The organism is Stenotrophomonas sp. P2112 (genome assembly GCF_041897515.1).
Classification (GTDB): domain Bacteria; phylum Pseudomonadota; class Gammaproteobacteria; order Xanthomonadales; family Xanthomonadaceae; genus Stenotrophomonas; species Stenotrophomonas sepilia.
Genome location: NZ_CP169216.1, coordinates 538,147 through 554,746, shown reverse-complemented (window position 1 = coordinate 554,746; position 16,600 = coordinate 538,147). Strand labels below are relative to the sequence as shown.

The window sequence follows — 16,600 nt, the reverse complement described above, 5'->3', positions numbered from 1 at the left end:
ATCGAGGGACGGCGCTGACGCGCCGTCCTTTTTTTTGCTGGCTACCGGGTGACAAAGCACGCGGTGGCAGTACCGAGGGCGGATGGGCATGGGGGCAGCGCAGAACACGCTGTAAATACGTCCATGTAAGCTCGATGGCGCCATCCATGGCGCCAACGGTTCTGCGCTGCCCCCATGCCCATCCGCTTCAAGCATTGCCTGCGCCTTCTTCTCCCGCCGGGTAGCCGGGAGAAGAAAGATCAAATTCAAATTCAAATTCAAATTCAAAGTCAAAAGCCGAAGCCGCAATTCCTGGCTTTGCCTTTGCCTTTGCCTTTGCCTTTGCCCTTGCTCCCGCCTTGGGGTCTGATGCGTCCGCGCCCGCAGGAAACTGTCATGGGAGGCAGGGGGCCTCAGCCAGGACCGTTGGCGCCAAGGATGGCGCCATCGAGCCCCCATGGATGGGTTCACGGCGTGTCCTGGCTGAGGCCCCCTGCCTCCCAAGCACAACAACGACTCGGCGCCAAACGCCTCAACCCCGCGCTTTACTCGGATTCACCAGATTCCCGAAGAAGATCGCGTTGATCAGCAGCCGATCCGTCCCGTGCCAGTACTTGCGGTGCGCCGGGTCATCGGCAAACAGCACCACGTTGCCCTGCCCCTGCGCCGACACCAGCAGCCACGCGCTGCCCGCCACCCGCGCACGGTTGCGCTCGGAAAGATAGCCATTCACCCGCGGCGGCGTGTCGATGCGTACCACCGTCGAGAATGGGTTCGCACTCGGCTGCAGCGTCACCGTGTTCTCCTTGTTGATCGCCAGTTGCCGGCGCGGCACACCGAACGCCAGCGGATGACTGGTGTCCACATCGGCGCTGAGGATGTTGCCGCTGACCCGCTCGATCGCGGCGATGTCGCGCTGGTCGCCGAATGCACGGCGGCTCTCGTCGGCAGTCTCTTCGTCCTTGCCGAGCTTCTCGCCGTCGGCGAGCTTCTGTTCGATCGCCCACTTCGAGGCACTGCCATAGGTCACCAATGAACCACCGGCCTGCACCCAGCGCTTCAGTGCAGCCACCGCCGCGGCATCGACGCCGGTATAGGTGCCACCGGACAGCACGATCGTGGTGTAGCGGTCCAGCGGCACCTTGGCCAGCTGCTGTGGGTCCAGCTTGCTGGCCGGAAGGTGCAGTTGCTGGTCGAGCAGGAACCAGGCCGAGCCGATCTCGGTGGCGGCCACGCCCTCCCCCATCACCAGCGCAACCGCGGGTTTGCGCAGCGCCTTGATGCCGTCACTGCCCAGATCGATGCCTTCGCGGCTGCGGCCACTGGACAGCGCGTGCACCTGCACACCTGCCTCGCGCGCGGCAGATGTCACTGCCTCAAGCAGCGCCGCGCCCTGCAGCGTTTGCCCGGCAACTGGAATCACCAGGCTGCCGGCGGCGAAGCTTACGTCGCCCTGCGCGGTCGCGGTGGTGAACGGCTGGAATGCCGCACGTGCGCTCACGCCCTTGCCCTGCAGCGCGGCCAGCGCGCGCCCGGCGTTGTAGTCGCGCCAGTCGATCGCGTACGCGAATCCGGCCTGGCCACCCAGCACCGTGCCCTGCTCAGCCGGCAGCGCAGTCACGCGTGCGCCACCCTCGATACGGCTACGGCTGCCGGCGAAAGCCACGCCGTAGGCCGGTGCGATCGCATAGCTGGTGCTGCCGTAAAACACATCCCCCTTGATCGGCGGTGTCTCGGCAAAGATCGAATGCACCAGGCGGAACTGCGCCTGCTGCACCGGCACCACATAGGCGCTGCCGGCATCGAAGCGCTGCCCATCGACGGTGATTGCACGCTCCAGCGCGCGTACCTCGATGCGATGCAGCAGCAACAGTTCCAGCAGGCGGCGGGTCAGCGCCGGATCATGCACATCACCGAACACGAAGCTCTTCACCGGCTGCTGTGCGGCCTGCTTCAGCGCGCTCTGGAAGAACTGCTTCTGCAGGTCGAATAGGCCGCTGCGCTCAGTTACCGCGCCACGCACCGTGCCCAGCCCGGTGGCGACCTGGTTGCGGATGGTGAACGGGAAGGTCAGCAGGCCGTTCACCGATTCCTGCACGCGGCCACGCGAACTGGCCTGCTCGACGGTAACGCCGACGGCACCATGGAAGTCCGGGTAGGTGGAACCGTACACCGGCGAGAAGTTGTCGAAGTTCTCGCCGGTGTAGTACAGCGAACCCAAGGCATCCAGCGCCTGCGCGTGGTACTTGGCCAGGGTCTTGTTGAATTCATACGACGCCGCCGGAATCAGCGGGCTGTGCATGCTCTTCGGCGAGGGCTCGAAGTAGTAGGTGCTGTCCTTGCCCATTTCGTGGAAGTCGATCTGCACGTTCGGGTACCACTGGTGGAACACCTCCACCTTCGGCCGCGAGTCCTGCTGTGTGAGGGCAAGCCAGTCGCGGTTGAGATCGGTGAAGTAGTGGTTGGTGCGGCCCTGCGGGAACGGTTCGACGTGTTCCTTGTCGGCCGGGTCGGCCGAGGCCGGATCGGAGGCCCAGGCGTTGTGCCAGTTGGCCGCACGATCGCGGCCATCCGGGTTCTGTGCCGGATCGAACAGCACCACCGCGTGCTGCAGCCACTGCTGGGTTTCAGCACTGCGGTTGGCCACCAGGTAGTAAGCAGTCAGCATCGCCGCCTCGGCACTGGACGTCTCGTTGCCATGCACGCTGTAACCCAGCCACACCACCACCGGGCTGTCACCGGCCGCGCTGCGCGGTTGCGCCGGATCGGCCAGGGTCGCGTGCTGTTGGCGCAGCTGTTCCAGCCGCGCGTGATTGCCGGCGGCGGTGACGGTGGCGATCAGCAGCGGCCGGCCCTCGTAGCTTCGTCCGATCTCGCGCACGCTGATCTTGTCCGAGCGTCTGGCCAGCTCCTGGAAGTACGCCACCAGTTGGTCGTGCCGGGTGTAGCGGCTACCGATCGGGTAGCCGAGGAACTGCTCTGGCGTCGGCACCGCTGCATCGAAGGCTGCCGCATCCGTGACCTGCGGGAAGAAATAGGCACTCTGTGCCTGCGCCGGCTGCGGGCAGGACAGTACAGTGGCGGCGGCAAGCAGCAACGGAAGAACGGCACGGCGATGCAAGGACACGGTGACTCCCCTGGAACACAACGGCAGACAGTTGCGCGGCCGGTCCCTTCAGGTGGCCGGCCGCGGCGGATGGATCAGAAGCGGTAATCGAAGCCCAGCGTGAAGTAGCGGCCGCGCAGGTCGTACTGGCTGAAGTCGTATGGCGCGCGGATGCCCGGGAACGAGGCGTCGTACGGCGGCGTCTTGTCGGCCAGGTTCTGCACCTTGGCATACAGCGTCAGCTTGTCGATGCCGGTGTAGGCCAGGTACAGGTCGTACTGGCTGTAGCTGCCGACGCGCTGCTGCACGGCCTTGGCTGCGGTGCTGGCTTCCTGGCGGTAGCTGCTGGTGTAGTACCAGGTCACGGCTGCGTTGAAATCACCGTACTTCCAGTCCAGCGTGGTGGTGGCCTTGTCCTTGGGCAGGGTCGCGCCCAGGTTGCTGCCGGCGTAGTCGACCAGCGGGCCACCGACCACGGTCGGGCGACGGTAGTCGCGCACGTGGGTGTAAGCCGAGGACACGGTGAAGTCACCCAGCACCGCGGTCGGGATGCGCTGGCGCAGTTCGACGTCGATGCCCGAGGTCCTCAGCTCGCTCAGGTTCTGGTAGCGGTTGTAGACCGCCTGCAGCTTGCCGCGCTCATCGCGCTGCACCGCGCCAGCCACGTTGTCGTTGACCAGGGTCTGGGTGTTGTTGGTGCCGACCAGGTTGTCCAGCTGGATGCGGTAGTAGTCCACGCTCAGGTTGGTGTTGGCCCACGGCGACAGCACCACACCGAAGTTCACGCTCCTGGTGCGCTCGGGCTTCAGTTCGTTGTTGCCGACGGTGAAGAAGGTCGGGTTCTGCCGCGAACCCGGCACGTCCGGATCACGCGGATCGACCACGCTGCCATAGGCGATGCTGGTGCTGTTGGAGTTTTCCGACAGCGACGGTGCGCGGAAGCCCTTGGAAGCGGACGCACGCACCAGCAGGACATCCAGGGGCTGCCAGCGCAGGCCGATCTTCGGCGAGAATGCATCGCCGAAATCGTCGTAGTGGTCGGCGCGCGCGGCGGCGGACAGCTCCAGCGTCGAGGCCAGCGGCACGTTCACTTCGGCGTAGGCCGCACTGACCTGGCGCTTGCCGTGTACTTCGGCAATGGCCGGGCGCACCTGCAGGCCGGCATCGATCTGCCACGGGTTGTTGGAGTCGAGCTTTTCGCGGCGCCACTCGGCACCGGCCGCGAAGCCGATCTCACCCGCCCAGGTGTGGCCCAGGCTGCCGGAGATCTTTGCATCGATGCCCTGCAGCTTGGATTCGGCCGGACGCAGCGTGGCGATGTTGATCGAGTCGCGCACCGACTGCGGCGTCGCCGCCGGGTTGAGCAGGTTGTAGCTGCCCGTGGCCAGCGCATCGGCCAGCGCCCAGCGGTTGGCGAAGCCGCCGGACACGCTCTCGCGTTCGCTGCTGCGCGCACCGAATGCAGCGACTTCCCAGTCCCAGTTGGCGGTGGTGCCGCGCAGGCCGAACACGCCGCGATAGGCCGTGGATCGGTTGGTCTTGATGGTGCCGCCAAGGTCGAAGAACGTGTACTCGATCGGGATCGCACGGCCGTACGGGTTGTACGGATTGTTGGCCGGCAGCAGCGACGACACCGGCTCGGCCAGGCCGCTGTTGGCGTTCAGTGCGAAGCGGCCGCTCTCCAGGGTGAAGAACGGGCTGCTGCCGAACCACGCGGCGCTCTTGATCTGGCTGTACAGCACTTCGCCGAAGGCCTCGACGTTGTCGTTCAGGCGGAAGGTGCCGTTGGCATAGGCCTGGTAACGCTTGGTCGAGGGGATCAGCGTGGTGAACGGCGCCTGGTTGAAGCCGCAGGTGTCACCGGACAGGCCATCAATCGGCGCGCTGGCAACGCGGGTGGTGCCGGCCGGGCAGTTGCCGTTGGCGTCGAGCATCGGTACCGACACGCCGTTGACCAGGTAGCGCGCACCCTTGGCCGACCAGCCGTTCCAGCGGCCACCCGGCTTGTCGGTGTAGATGCCGCTCCTGGTCAGGTTGCGTTCGTCCTGGTCCAGGCGCTCACGGTTGTACCCCTGCAGGCTGAAGAGGATGTTGTAGCCATCGGTGTCGAGATCACCCAGGCCGCCGACGAACTTCAGGTTCTGCTCGTGCAGGCCGCCCTGGTCGGCACCGCCGAAGCTGCCGCCGATCTCGGCGCCTTCGAAGTTCTGCCGGGTGATGATGTTGACCACGCCGGCCACGGCATCGGAGCCGTACACCGCCGAGGCGCCGTCCTTGAGCACTTCGATGCGCTCGACGGCCACCAGCGGCAGCGCGTTGAGATCGACGAATGTGTCGGACAGACCGCCGGCCGGGAAGCCGTAGTTGGCCAGGCGGCGGCCGTTGAGCAGCACCAGCGTGTTCTTCTGCGACAGGCCGCGCAGGCCGATGCCGGCCGAGCCGGAGGCCCAGCCGTTGTTGGTGGTTTCGTTGGCGGCGTTGCCGGTGTTGGCCGAGATCGAACGCAGCACGTCGGCCACGGTGGCCTTGCCGGTCTGTTCCAGCTGCTGGCGACCGATCACCTGCACCGGGTTGGAGGCCTCGGTATCGGTGCGCTTGATGTTGGAACCGGTGACACGCACGGCGGCCAGGGTGCTGGCTTCGCCACTGGCGTCGGCGGAGGTTTCGGCGGCGGCAGGCAAAGGCGCGGCCAGAGCGACGGCCAGGGCCGCCACGAGCAGGGTGTGCTTGGGCATGACGATGTGGGGGAGGTGGTAAGGACGACGAAGTTCCGCAGTAGTCCATGCCTGGCCGGCGCCCGGCCAATAACATCTCTTCATACGGATATAAGAGAAACTATCATCTCTTCATCCGGATGGAAAGAGTCACTTCACGAAAGCCCGGCGTCCGCTCAGGCTGCCGGGCCGCCTGCGGCGTACAATTGCGCCATGGAAATCTTCAAAGTCTTCATGCTCGAGGCGGCGCACCGCCTTCCCAACGTGCCGCCGGGGCACAAGTGCGCGCGCCTGCACGGCCACTCGTTCCGGGTGGAACTGAAGGTCGAGGGCGAGCCGGGTGCGCAGACCGGCTGGATCATGGACTTCGGCGACGTGAAGGCGGCCTTCCAGCCGATCTACGACCGCCTGGACCATCACTACCTCAATGACATCCCCGGCCTGGAGAATCCGACCAGCGAGAACCTGGCGGTGTGGATCTGGAACGAACTCAAGCCCAGCCTGCCGGCGCTGAGCGAGATCACCGTGCACGAAACCTGCACCTCCGGCTGTCGCTACCGCGGCCCGACGGCCTGATCAACCCATTGATCTGAAAGGCTTTCTAAAGGCGCCCTGAGCGCCTTTGTTATTTTTGTTGCATTGCCGCATCAACGGCGTATGCTGCAATGCATCAAGCCACTCCCTGATGCCACATGGCCGCCGCCTTCAGCGATCGCTTCAGTGATGCCACCCGCCAGCTCGCCGCCGCTGCAACCCGCGCGAACCGGTTGGCGTTGGAGAACGCGGAAAGCATGTTTGGGGTGCAGCTGAAGGCGATGGAGCGCAACCTGACCGCGACCGGCGGCTGGCTGGGTGAACTGGCCCGCAGCGACGACGCGGCCGGGATGCTCAACAGGGGCACACAGCTGTGGCAGGACAACCTGCAGCGGCTGGGCCAGGCCCAGCAGGATGTGGTCGGTCTCGGCCTGCAGGCCAGCAAGGCCTGGTCCGAACTGGTGCAGGGTTACAACGAATCAACGGCGGACGCGAGCAACCACTGACGCGACGCAACGCTCATTGCGTGGGTCCCTCCCCCCATGCAATCCGGACCCGGCAGATCCCTCCCTCTGCCGGGTCTTTTTTTGCCTGGTGTTCGGATTCCGAAGTGCGTCTTCGTCCGATGTCTCTGCGAGCTGAGGGGCCCCGCCGTGACAGGCAGGGGCCTGGGCAAATGTCCCCCGGCGCCGGCCGTTGGCCGTCACCTCCTCCTTTACTTTGCCCAGACCCCTGCCCGCCCCGACGAGGCTCGGCTTGCGGTGGGTAGAGCGCAGTGCTCGCGGCAACCTTTCAATGACGCGCCGACGAACTCCGAACGCAGGGCGGAGGCCCTTGCGTACGAAGTAAAGGAGGAGGTGACGGCCAACGGCCGGCGCCGGAGGACATTCGTACGCGAGGGCCTCCGCCCTGCTCCACGCAGAATGAGCCCGCCACAAGCGTGTCTTCGTCTCGATTCCCCGCGAACTGATGGGCCCCGCCGGGGCAGGCAGGGGTCTGGGCAAATGTCCCCCGGCGTCGGCCGTTGGCCGTCACCTCCTCCTTTACTTTGCCCAGACCCCTGCCCGCCCCGACGAGGCTCGGCTTGCGGTGGGTAGAGCGCAGTGCTCGCTGCAACCTTTCAATGACGCGCCGACGAACTCCGAACGCAGGGCGGAGACCCTTGCGTACGAAGTAAAGGGGGAGGTGACGGCCAACGGCCGGCGCCGGAGGACATTCGTACGCAAGGGTCTCCGCCCTGCGCCACGCAGAACGAATCCGCCACACGCCACGCAGAACACACCGCGAAGGAACCTCAGCGCCCGCGACCACCGTGCCAGTGCTGGTGCCACGCCTGGAACATCAACACGTTCCACAGGTGCGTGTGCCACTTGCGCTCGCCGCGCAGGAACGCTTCCCAAATGCCGCGCACGCGTGCCGGATCGAAACAGCCCTGATTGCGAAGCAGCTGCGGGTCCAGCAGCGCCTCCGCCCAATCGCGCAACGGACCAGCCAGCCAGCGCGCCATCGGCGGGCCAAAGCCGCGCTTGGGACGGTACACCAGCGGCTCGGGCAGGTAGCGTGCCAACAGGTGCTTCAGGATCAGTTTGTGTTCGCCGTCGTGGTACTTCAGGTGCTGCGGCAGGCGCCAGGCCAGTCGCACCACCTCCATGTCCAGCAGTGGCGCACGGGTTTCAACGCCCGCCGCCATGCCCGCGCGGTCGACCTTGGCCAGGATGCCCTCGGCCAGATCCATGCGGAAATCCAGCAGCTGGATGCGCGCTTCGGCCGGCAGCGCCGAGTCCTGCTGCTGGAAGATCGTCACCGGTTCACGCGCGCCCAGCACCACCTGCGCCGGCTGCCGCCAGCGGGTCACCCGCTGCAGGTAGTGGCCTTCCACATCGTTGGCAGCAACTTCGGCCACCAAGGCACGCCATCCACCGAGACGACCACGCTCGGCGTTCATGCGGTTGCCGCTGCGCCGCGCCAGGTCGCGTACCCAGTCCGGCAAGCCACCGCACAGGCGCGCATTGCGCAGCGCGCGGCCATAGCTGGGGTGGCCGAAGAACAGTTCATCGCCACCGTCACCGGTCAGCGCCACCGGCTTGCGTGCCCCCAGCAGTTCACTGGCCAGCAGCGTCGGCAGCTGCGAGGCGTCGGCGAACGGTTCGCACCAGACCTGCGGCAGGCGCTGCAGCAGATCCAGGCCCTGGCGCGCGTCCATGCGGTGCAGGTGGTGCTGCACACCCAGATGGCGCGCGACCTGCGACGCCCAGTCGCTCTCGTCATGTCCCGGATCGTCGAAGCCGACCGTCCAGGCTTCGATCGGCAGGGTCGATTGGGCCTGCATCATCGCCGTCACCAGCGATGAGTCGGTGCCGCCGGACAGGAACGCGCCACAGGCCAATGGCGAGTGCATGCGTGAAGCGATGGCCTTCTGCAGTACCGCTTCGAGCTGGTCGGTGGCCTGTTCCAGGCTTGGCGCCGGCTGCAGCGGCTCCTGCAGTGCACGCTGCATCGCGTCGCGTGCGCACCAGTAACGCGCCCCCCCCTGCGCGGCCTGGCTGGAGTAACCGGCGGCGTGGTCGCTGAGATCGATGCGCAGCATCGCGCCCGCCACCAGCTTGTGGATGCCGCGGTAGATGGTGTGCGGCGCCGGCACATAGTCGTGACGCAGCAGAAGGCTCAGCGCATCCTGGTCGATGCTCGGTGCGAACCCGGCGAAGGCCTGCAGCGCCTTCAACTCCGAGGCGAACAGGAACTGGCCCTGGTACCAGCCGTAGTACAGCGGCCTCTCGCCCACCGGATCACGGGCCAGCCACAGCACGCGCGACTCGCGGTCCCAGACGCTGAAACCGAAGGCGCCCTCGATACGCGACAGCGCCCGCTGCACGCCCCATTCGACGATCGCCTGCAGCAGCAGCCGTGCATCGCTGCAGCTGCGTGGCAGATCGCGCAACTGCGCCTGCAGGTCAGCGCGGTTGTACAGGCGGCCGTCCAGGCACAGCACGTAGCGACCGCAGTCCGAGCTCAGCGGCTGCAACGGCGTATCGGTCGGCGCCCGGCAGTGGCCCAGCGCGAGGCCGGCCTCGGCGTCGGTCCAGTAGCCGATGCGGCCACGCCCACGCTGCTGCAGCGCCCGCAGCATCGGCGCCAGGTGCTGCAGCAACTGCTCGTCCTCGGCGGGCGGCAACCAGGCCCCGACCACGCCGCTCATCGGGAGCCTCCGCACTGGCGGCGGCGGGACGGGTTCAGCAGGCAGAGGGCGGCGGGCGACATGGGGGACGGCACGCGGAGCGGAGGAGACTCCATGCTCGGCGCCGGACCGCGCGGCGTCAGTCGCTTTGCTGTCAGCGATCGTCACCCGTCGTATCACGAAGGTAACGTTTTGTAACAGCATCAGGCTATGCTGAACGCCAAGTTGTTGCCGGGACTGAGACCCGGCCCCTGCGCCAGCAACCCCGGCTGAATGGCGCCCGCCCCCGGGACCCGGGCGGCCCGATGGCTGGGATAGCATCGCCGCGCTCGTGCCGTGGCGGTACGTTTGCGCCTACGGAGGCCTTGGAAATGCTGGATATCGTACTGGTCGAAGACGATGCCCGCCTGGGAACGATGGTCAGCGACTACCTGCAACGGCATGGCTACCAGGTGGCCCACGAGCGCAGCGGCGAGCGCGCAGTGGCCCGCATCCTGGCCGAGAAACCAGCCCTGGTGCTGCTCGATGTCGGCCTGCCCGACCAGGATGGTTTCGAAGTGTGTCGGCAGATCCGGCCCCTCTATGACGGCATCATCTGCGTGCTGACCGCCCGCACCGACAACATCGACCAGGTTCTGGGGCTGGAGCTGGGGGCCGACGACTACATCGGCAAACCGATCGAACCGCGGGTGCTGCTGGCGCGGCTGCGCGCCCACCTGCGCCGCCACCGCCGGGTCGAACCGCGTGACGGCAGCCTGCGCTTCGGCGAGCTGAGCATCGACCCGTCCACCCGCAACGTGCACCTGCAGGGCAGCCTGCTGGAGCTGACCACCGCCGAGTTCGACCTGCTGTTCCTGCTGGCCAGCAATGCCGGCCAGATCCTGGACCGCGACGCGCTGCTGCGCGGCCTGCGTGGCATCGCCTTCGACGGCCTGGACCGTTCGATCGATGCCCGCATCTCGCGCCTGCGCCGCAAGCTGGGCGACAACCCCGAGCAGCCGGAACGGATCAAGACCGTCCGTGGCCGCGGCTACCTGTTCAGCCGCTCGGCATGGGGATGAAGCGCACGCCCTCGGCGATGCGCGGCCACGCCTTCCACTTCCTGCGCTACGGCATCGGCTTCCTGGTTGCCCACCTGTTGCTGATCGTGCTGGGCCTGTGGGCCTGGGATGCCCTGCTGGAGGACCGCACCGAAGCCGGGCTGCAGGCCGAAATGCGTGGCACCCATGCCCTGCTGCAGCACCGCTTCGCCGAAACCCCGCGCGACCAGTGGCCGGTGCTGGCACGCGAACTCGACGCCGATTTCGCCTACGCGCTGCGCATGGTGCCGCTGGCTGAGGCAGTGAAGGCGTTGCCGGCCAGCCAACGTCCGCCGTTCAACAACGGCCGCGTGCAGATCGACCTGGAGCACATGCGCAGCCTGCAGCGCATCGGTGACAGCGACTACGCGGTGATGCTGGGGCCGCTGGATGAAGCGCTGCCGGACGAGGGCTGGCAGGACAGCGAAGTGTCGGGCGTGGCGATCCTGCTGCTGATCCTGATGGTGGCGGTGGCATTGCCGATGTACGTGATGGTCTATCGGTTGTGGCGCGACGTCTCGCAGCTGGCGCAGGCGGCCAGGCAGATGCGCGATGGCCAGTTGGACACGCGTGCGCCGCGTGCGGGCACCGCGCTGGTGCGGCCACTGGCCAATGCCTTCAACCACATGGCCGAGCAGCTGCAGCAGCTGCTGGAAAGCCAGCGTGTGCTGGCGCAGGCGGTGGCGCACGAAGTGCGCACGCCATTGGCGCGGATGCGTTTCGGCCTGGCCGACCTGGAGGACACCGCGCTTGATGATGGGCAGCGCGATGCACTGGGCGGATTGCGCACCGATGTGGATCGGCTGCAGCACCTGACCGATGCAGGCGTCGAGTACGCCGCACTGGGCCGCTGCCATCAGCTGACCCGCCAGCGCCTGCAGCTGGCGGCGCTGGTGCGCGGCGTGGTCGCCCAGTTCGCGCCGCTGCCGATGCCGGTGCAGCAGGCGCTGTCGCCGGTGGGTCTGGTCAACGTCAACCGGCATATGCTGGAGCTGGCACTGCGCAACCTGCTCGGCAATGCACTGCGCTACGCGCGCCGGCAGATCCGTATTGCCAGCAGCGTCAATGACGGCTGGCTATGCCTGCAGGTGGAGGACGACGGCCCCGGCATTGCACCCGAACTGCGCGGCCAGGTACTGCAGCCCTACGTCCGGCTGGACCCGGGCAGTCCCGGCTTCGGCCTCGGCCTGGCACTGGTGCAGGTGGTGGCCGACAAGCATGGCGGCCACGTCGAAGTAACCGATTCGTCGCTGGGCGGTGCCTGCATCCGCCTGCACCTGCCGCTGGAAAACGGCGGCGGCATCGTCGAATGCGAAGCGGCCTGCTAGGCCGCCGGTTCCGCACGCGGCAAGGCAAACACGAACAGCGCGCCACGCTCGCTGTCGCGCAGTTCGATGCGGCGGCCGTGCAGCTGCACGATGCGCTGCACGATCAACAGCCCCAATCCGCCGTTCTCGCCGCGCCGCGCGCCCAGCGCGGCCGGTGCCTGGAACAGCTGGGTGCGCAACGCCGGCGCCACCCCTGGGCCGTCATCAGCCACGCTGACCTCCACGCTGTCGGGAGTCGCGCAAAGGCGCACCTCGATCTGTCCACCATCGGGTGCATGGCGCAGCGCGTTGTCGAGCAGGTTGGTCAACACCCGTTCGACCAGGCCCAGGTCGGCGCGCACCAGCGGCAGGCCGGGGGGGAACGCTGCGTGCAGCTGCTGGCCGCGCGCCTGTGCCGCCAGTTCGAACTTCTGCAGCACGTCCTGCAGCAGCTCCGGCAGCGCGAACACCTCCCACTCCAACCGCACTTCGCCATGCTCCAGCCGCGCCAGCTCGAACAGCGCGCGCGCCAGCCGGCCGACCTTGGCGCTCTGCGCCAGCGCGATACCGAGATAGCGGCGGCGCTCGTCCGCTGACAGCGTGGCGTCCTTCAATGCCAGCGTTTCCAGGTAGCCATGCAGCGACGACAGCGGCGTGCGCAGGTCGTGCGAGATATTGGCAACCAGTTCGCGGCGCTGCAGGTCCTGCTGGCGCAGCTGCTGCCACTGCTCGCCCAGCCGCTGCGCCATCTGCGCGTGTGCGTGTTCGAGGATCACCAGCTCGTCGCGCTCACCGGGGCGCAGCGGCTCCGGCGGTGGCAACGGCGTGGGTGCGTCGATGTCGAAGGCCTGGATGCGTCGGGTCAGCCGCCGCAGCGGACGGGTCACCCAGTAGAACGCCACCAGCCCGGCCAGCAGGCCGAGGCCACCGACCAGCACCACCGACCACAGCGTGGTGTTCCACTGGCTGCCGGCCGCAAGATCGTCGGCCAGCATCTGCCGGTGCTCGCCGACCAGTACCACGTACACGTAGCCCGCCTGGCGACCCTGCACGACCAGCGGGGCGACGCTGAACACCTTGCGGCCATCACGGCTGCGCGGGTCATCGCCGAGGATCGGCAACGGCGCACCGGCCAGCAGGTGGCGCAGCGGCGCCACGTCCACCCGGTTTCGCACCAGGTGCCCACTGGGTGCATCGTGGCCGAGGATGCGGCCCTGGTCATCCAGCAGGTAGACCTCGACGCTGGGATTGACCGCCATCAACTGGCCGAACAGCGCCCGCACCGCCGCATCACGCATGCCGCTGGTATCCATCAGCTCGCTGCGCTGGGCGATGTGCTCGGCCAGGCCCAGCGACAACCGCTGTACCACCTCCTGCTCGTGGCGGGTATTGGCACGCATCTGCAGTGCAAGCAGCGCCATGCAGCACGTCAGCATCAGCGCAGCGGTCACCACTGCCAGCTTCTGCCACAGGTTCGGCTTGATCATGCCGCTGCTCCGGCCGGGTCGACCAGCTTGTAGCCACGGCCCCACACCGTCAGCAGCCGCCGCGGATTGGCCGGATCGGGCTCGATCTTGCTGCGCAGGCGGTTGATATGGGTGTTGACCGTATGCTCGTAGCCATCGTGCTGGTAGCCCCAGACCTGGTTGAGCAGTTCCATGCGCGCGAACACCTGGTCCGGGTGACGGGCGAAGAACAACAGCAGGTCGAACTCGCGCGGGGTCAGCTCCAATGGATTGCCATCCACCGAGGCGGTACGCGCGACCGGGTCCAACTGCAGTCCCCCCAGCTCGATCGCGCCGGCATCGATGCGTGCGCTCTGCGCCATCGCCTCGGCGCGGCGCAGCAGCGCGCGCACGCGTGCCACCAGTTCCGGCATCGAGAAGGGTTTTGCCAGGTAATCGTCCGCGCCCAGTTCCAGGCCGACGATGCGCTGGGTTTCGCTGCCGCGCGCACTGATGATGATGATCGGCACATACCGCGCCATCGCGCGTGCGCGCTGGCACACCTGCAGGCCGTCCACGCCGGGCAGCATCACGTCCAGCACCAGCGCATCCCACGGGCCGTCCTGCTCGAGCAGGCGCAGGCCGGCATCGCCGCTGGCAGCATGGGCGACGTCGTAGCCCTCATCGCCCAGGTGCATGCGCAGCAGGTCGGCGATGTGGGCATCGTCTTCAACGATCAGCACGCGTTTGGTCGACATCGTCAGCTCAAGGCCAGTGGGGAGGCGGGTTGCATTGTGGCGCGGGACGGCCGCCGATACCTCACGAAAAATTGAATCCTGCGTGAGGATTCGTTGACCCGGGCGGGCGCAGCATGGCCCCGTCATCCCCTTCCCGGAGTCCGCCATGTCCTTGTCCCGCCGCCATCTGCTGGGCCTGGGAGGTGTTGCCACCGCCGCCGGCCTGCTCGGCCTGGGGGCCTGCAGCCGCGCCGCCCCGGCCGCCGCTGAAGCGCGTCCGTCGCGACAGTTCGAGGTCATGCACAGTGATGCCGAGTGGCGCCAGCGCCTGACCCCGGCGCAGTACGCGGTGCTGCGCCAGCAGGCCACCGAACGGCCGTGGAGCAGCCCGCTCAACAAGGAACACCGGCAGGGCACCTTCGCGTGTGCCGGCTGTGCGCTGCCGCTGTTTTCCTCGTCCACCAAGTTCGAGAGCGGCACCGGCTGGCCCAGCTTCTGGGCGCCGCTGCACAACGCCATCGGCGAAGACCGCGACGTTACCTTCGGGATGCTGCGGGTGGAGGTGCACTGCCGTCGCTGTGGCGGCCACCTCGGCCATGTGTTCAACGATGGCCCACGCCCGACCGGGCTGCGCTACTGCATGAACGGTGCAGCGATGGTGTTCGTTCCCGGCGCCACGGATGGCACTGCCGACGGCTGGCGGGTGCCGGTCGGTTCTTCCCCTGTTTCCGGAGCCTGACGATGCTGCTGTTGCTGCTTGCCTACCTGGGGGGCGCACTGACCCTGCTCAGCCCCTGCATCCTGCCGGTGCTGCCGTTCGTGTTCGCGCGTGCCGACCGTCCGTTCCTGCGCAGCACGCTGCCATTGCTGCTGGGCATGGCGCTCACCTTCACCGTGGTTGCCAGCCTGGCCGCGGTGGGCAGCCAATGGGTGGCACAGGCCAACCAGGTCGGGCGCTGGATCGCCCTGCTGCTGATGGCGCTGTTCGCGGTCGCCCTGCTGTGGCCACGAGTGGCCGACCATCTGCTGGCGCCGTTCCAGCGCGTGGGTGCCCGTCTGAGCGCGCGCGCCGATGCCGCGGATGCCGCTGGGCGCGGCGGCGCGTGGACCTCGCTGCTGATCGGCATCGCCACCGGCCTGCTGTGGGCACCGTGTGCAGGTCCGATCCTCGGCCTGGTGCTGACCGGTGCCGCCCTGCATGGTGCCAGCGTGGGTACCAGCGCCCTGCTGCTGGCGTATGCGCTGGGCGCGATCACCGCGCTGGCACTGGCGGTGTGGGTGGGCGGCCGGGTGTTCCGTGCGCTGCAGGCGCGGCTTGGACTCGGCAATGCACTGCGCAAGGTGCTGGGCGTGGCCGCCCTGCTGGCGGTGGTGGCAATCGGCTTGGGCTGGGATACCGGCCTGCTGACCCGTCTTTCCACGCTCAGCACCGCGCGTATCGAGCAGGGCCTGCTGGACGCGGTACCCGGCGCGCAGCCGGCGGTACCACCGATGATGATGATGGCCGGTGCCGACGCCGCTGGCGATGCACCGCTGCCGGTCGAAGGCACCCTGCCCGCGCTGGACGGGGCCACCGGCTGGCTCAACAGCCCACCGCTGACGGCCCAGCAGCTGCGCGGCAAGGTCGTGCTGGTCGATTTCTGGACCTACTCCTGCATCAACTGCCTGCGTGCGATGCCGTTCGTTCACGAATGGGAGCGCCGCTACCGCGACCACGGCCTGGTGGTGATCGGCGTGCACACGCCGGAGTTCGCCTTCGAGCGTGACCCGCGCAACGTGATGAAGGCGGTGCAGCAGCTGAAGGTCGAGTACCCGGTGGCGCTCGACAACCAGTACACGATCTGGCGCGCGTTCAACAACCGCTACTGGCCAGCGCAGTACTTCGTTGATGCGCAGGGCAACATCCGCGGCCACCAGTTCGGCGAAGGCAACTATGCGCGTTCGGAACAGATGATCCGTCGCCTGCTGACCGAAGCCGGGCAGGCCAACCTGCCGCCGCCTGCCGATCCTGCTGCCGCCGACCTGAAAGGCGTGGCCGTGCAGGCCGACATGGGCAACCTGCGCTCGCCGGAAACGTATCTGGGCCACGCCCGCGCCGAACAGTTCGCCTCGCCCGGCGGGCAGCGCAGTGATGCCGCGTTCGACTACTCCTTGCCGACGACCCTGGCGCTGAACCAGTGGGGACTGTCGGGGCGCTGGACCGTCACCGATGAAGCCGCACAGCTGCAGCAGGCCGGTGGCCGCATTGCCTTCCAGTTCCATGCGCGCGACCTGCACCTGGTGCTGGCGCCCAGCCGCGACGGCAGGCCGGTGCGCTTCCGCGTCTGGCTGGATGGCAAGGCGCTGCCCGCCGCCGATGCCGGTAGTGATGTCGGCGCCGATGGCAGTGGCGTGGTCGACGAGCATCGCCTGTACCAGCTGGTACGCCAGCGCGGCACGGTCGGTCCGCATCGCTTCGAGATCGAATTCCTCGATGCGGGCGTGCAGGCCTATGCCTTCACCTTCGGTTGAACCGGGAGCACAT

Annotated in this window: 11 protein-coding genes; 6 read left to right on the top strand and 5 right to left on the bottom strand. The window is 67.6% G+C overall.

Annotated features, from left to right (window positions below; all coding sequences use genetic code 11):
* Positions 1–511: 511 nt before the first annotated feature.
* A complete protein-coding gene (locus tag ACEPA4_RS02610) occupies positions 512–3,106 on the bottom strand; it encodes a M14 family zinc carboxypeptidase (protein ID WP_235649869.1) in 2,595 nt (864 codons plus the stop codon).
* Positions 3,107–3,180: 74 nt separating this feature from the next.
* Positions 3,181–5,820: a TonB-dependent receptor plug domain-containing protein gene (locus ACEPA4_RS02605; RefSeq protein ID WP_374082979.1), complete on the bottom strand. Its 2,640-nt coding sequence runs from the start codon at positions 5,818–5,820 to the stop codon at positions 3,181–3,183.
* A gap of 192 nt (positions 5,821–6,012) precedes the next feature.
* Between ACEPA4_RS02605 and queD the strand changes: the two genes are divergently transcribed.
* Positions 6,013–6,375, top strand: coding sequence for a 6-carboxytetrahydropterin synthase QueD (gene queD, locus ACEPA4_RS02600; RefSeq protein WP_005407953.1), 363 nt, complete (start codon positions 6,013–6,015; stop codon positions 6,373–6,375).
* A 116-nt stretch (positions 6,376–6,491) separates the two neighbouring features.
* Positions 6,492–6,839, top strand: coding sequence for a phasin family protein (locus ACEPA4_RS02595; protein WP_329844428.1), 348 nt, complete (start codon positions 6,492–6,494; stop codon positions 6,837–6,839).
* A gap of 788 nt (positions 6,840–7,627) precedes the next feature.
* On the opposite strand, the gene asnB is transcribed toward ACEPA4_RS02595, so the two are convergent.
* Positions 7,628–9,529, bottom strand: coding sequence for an asparagine synthase (glutamine-hydrolyzing) (gene asnB / locus ACEPA4_RS02590; protein WP_065196197.1), 1,902 nt, complete (start codon positions 9,527–9,529; stop codon positions 7,628–7,630).
* Between the two features lie 350 nt (positions 9,530–9,879).
* Here asnB and ACEPA4_RS02585 point away from each other — a divergent pair, with 350 nt between their 5' ends.
* Positions 9,880–10,569: a winged helix-turn-helix domain-containing protein gene (locus tag ACEPA4_RS02585; RefSeq protein WP_005415149.1), complete on the top strand. Its 690-nt coding sequence runs from the start codon at positions 9,880–9,882 to the stop codon at positions 10,567–10,569.
* Positions 10,566–11,915 (top strand): ATP-binding protein, encoded by a 1,350-nt coding sequence (locus tag ACEPA4_RS02580; protein ID WP_053498029.1) that lies wholly within the window; start codon positions 10,566–10,568, stop codon positions 11,913–11,915. The genes ACEPA4_RS02585 and ACEPA4_RS02580 overlap by 4 nt, the downstream gene beginning before the upstream one ends.
* Here the strand turns inward: ACEPA4_RS02580 and ACEPA4_RS02575 are convergent.
* Both ACEPA4_RS02575 and ACEPA4_RS02570 read right to left on the bottom strand, forming a co-directional pair.
* A complete protein-coding gene (locus ACEPA4_RS02575) occupies positions 11,912–13,381 on the bottom strand; it encodes an ATP-binding protein (protein WP_065179291.1) in 1,470 nt (489 codons plus the stop codon). The two genes, ACEPA4_RS02580 and ACEPA4_RS02575, sit on opposite strands and share 4 nt — an antisense overlap.
* Positions 13,378–14,097, bottom strand: a complete 720-nt coding sequence (locus ACEPA4_RS02570) for a response regulator transcription factor (protein WP_065186281.1) — start codon at positions 14,095–14,097, stop codon at positions 13,378–13,380. The genes ACEPA4_RS02575 and ACEPA4_RS02570 overlap by 4 nt, the downstream gene beginning before the upstream one ends.
* A gap of 145 nt (positions 14,098–14,242) precedes the next feature.
* On the opposite strand from ACEPA4_RS02570, the gene msrB reads away from it, so the two are divergent.
* Both msrB and ACEPA4_RS02560 read left to right on the top strand, forming a co-directional pair.
* A complete protein-coding gene (gene msrB / locus ACEPA4_RS02565) occupies positions 14,243–14,815 on the top strand; it encodes a peptide-methionine (R)-S-oxide reductase MsrB (protein ID WP_065179290.1) in 573 nt (190 codons plus the stop codon).
* A 2-nt stretch (positions 14,816–14,817) separates the two neighbouring features.
* The gene (locus ACEPA4_RS02560) at positions 14,818–16,587 is read left to right on the top strand and encodes a cytochrome c biogenesis protein DipZ (protein WP_262090896.1); all 1,770 of its coding nucleotides are present in this window, start codon (positions 14,818–14,820) and stop codon (positions 16,585–16,587) included.
* Positions 16,588–16,600: the final 13 nt, after the last annotated feature.